General features: G+C 71.4%; 2 protein-coding genes. One reads left to right on the top strand and one right to left on the bottom strand.

All coding sequences use genetic code 11. The features are described from left to right. Positions 1-74 precede the first annotated feature (74 nt). Positions 75-530, bottom strand: a complete 456-nt coding sequence (locus tag GH736_RS22130; RefSeq protein ID WP_203230908.1) for a nucleoside deaminase — start codon at positions 528-530, stop codon at positions 75-77. A gap of 72 nt (positions 531-602) precedes the next feature. Here GH736_RS22130 and upp point away from each other — a divergent pair, with 72 nt between their 5' ends. Next, on the top strand, positions 603-1235 hold the full coding sequence (gene upp / locus GH736_RS22125; RefSeq protein ID WP_159607110.1) for a uracil phosphoribosyltransferase: 633 nt from the start codon (positions 603-605) through the stop codon (positions 1233-1235). Positions 1236-1899: the final 664 nt, after the last annotated feature.

The following is a 1899-nucleotide window of genomic DNA, read 5'->3' as shown; positions in this document are numbered from 1 at the left end:
CCTGCTCTCGGAGTACCTCGACGGGCTCGAGGCGCGCGAGCGGGTGCCGCGCGAGCGCGCGAGCTAGCGGCTCCTCAGTCGAGCTCGCTCGGCGGGCGGCGCAGCGGGTCGTCGAAGAACGCGAGCAGCAGCCGAGCGGATGCCTCGGCCTCGACCCCGGGGAACACCTCGACCCGGTGGTTCAGCCGCCGGTCGCGGAGGACGTCGTAGAGCGACCCGGCGGCACCGGCGCGCTCGTCCCAGGCGCCGAACACCACGGTCGGCACGCGCGCGGCGAGGATCGCGCCCGCGCACATGACGCAGGGCTCCAGCGTCACCACCAGGGTGCAGTCGGTGAGCCGCCAGTCGCCGATCGACTCCGCGGCGGCACGCAGGGCGAGCACCTCGGCGTGCGCCGTCGGATCCCCCACCAGCTCGCGCTCGTTGCGGCTCGCCGCGATGACGATGCCGTTCCCGTTCACGACGACGGCGCCGACCGGCACGTCGCGCGTCGCGGGCGCCTGCTCGGCCTCGGCGAGGGCGAGGCGCATCCACTCGCGGTGGATCGGCAGCTCCACGAGCCCCTCCCATCCGCGGGAATCCCCGCAACTAGACTCGAGCCTATGCGAGTCCACGTTGCCGATCACCCGCTCATCACCCACAAGCTGACGGTGCTCCGCGACGTGAATACGCCGTCGCCGATCTTCCGCGCGCTCGTCGAGGAGCTGATGACGCTGCTCGCCTACGAGGGCACCCGCGGGGTGCGCGTCGAGCCGGTCGACATCGTCACCCCCGTCGCGCCCACGACGGGCGTGCGCATCGCCGACCCCAAGCCGCTCATCGTGCCGATCCTCCGCGCCGGACTCGGCATGCTCGACGGCATGGTGAAGCTCCTGCCGAGCGCCGAGGTCGGCTTCCTCGGCATGGCCCGCAACGAGGAGACGCTCGAGCCGGCCACCTACGCCGAACGCCTGCCCGAGGACCTCAGCGACCGCCAGTGCTTCGTGCTCGACCCCATGCTGGCGACCGGCGGCTCGCTCACCGCGGCGATCGAGTTCCTGCTCGCCCGCGGGGCGACGGATGTCACGGCGATCTGCATCCTCGCCGCACCCGAGGGCCTGAAGGCCGTCGAGGAGGCCCTGCACGGCCGCGAGGTCACCGTCGTGCTCGGCGCCGTCGACGAGCGCCTCAACGAGCACGGCTACATCGTGCCGGGCCTCGGCGACGCCGGCGACCGCCTCTACGGCACGGTCTGACGACGACCACTACACTCTGCGGCGTTCCGGGCGCGTGCCGAAGGATCTTCACGCTGGGCGCCGCGCGTGCGAGATAGGACTGCGGAAGATTTTTCTGAACCGCCTTTTCTCGCAGATCCTTTCGCACGCGGCATCCGCCCACCCGATCCTCCCGGATGCCGCACCGCGACGCGCACCGTCTGCGCCGTCACACCGCGTCATCCCCCCGTCATGAATTGACACACGCCCCGACCTCGGATTGACTCTCCCCATGACCGACACCGCACGCACCCTGACCGCCCCCGAGGCTCTCAGGACGACCGGCATGATGATGCCGGCGCGCGCGTCCATGTGTTGTCGAATGTGCCGCTGACCGCGACCCGACCGCCGAGTCGCGCAGCCGATCCGCACCCCGATCGACCGCGACTCCACTGAACCAGCCGCACCGGCGGTTCGCCAGGCCGAACGGCCATTCGCATCGACCCCGTCTCGAGGGGTCCATCGCCGCACCTTCTTCGCACAAGGAATCGTCATGTCTCTCGCTCTCGCACCCGTCCGCACCGCCGCCGTCCGCACCGCCCCGTCGCTGCCCGACCTGCCGGCCCGCCCCGTCTCGATCGCGCCTCGCCCCCTGGTCACCCGATGAGGGTAACCAACGCCTCTCTTCCGGGTCAGTTCCCGTGCA

Origin of the sequence: Agromyces humi, from assembly GCF_009720255.1 — a bacterium.
GTDB classification, from domain to species: domain Bacteria; phylum Actinomycetota; class Actinomycetes; order Actinomycetales; family Microbacteriaceae; genus Agromyces; species Agromyces humi.
This window is presented reverse-complemented; position numbering and strand designations above follow the sequence as displayed.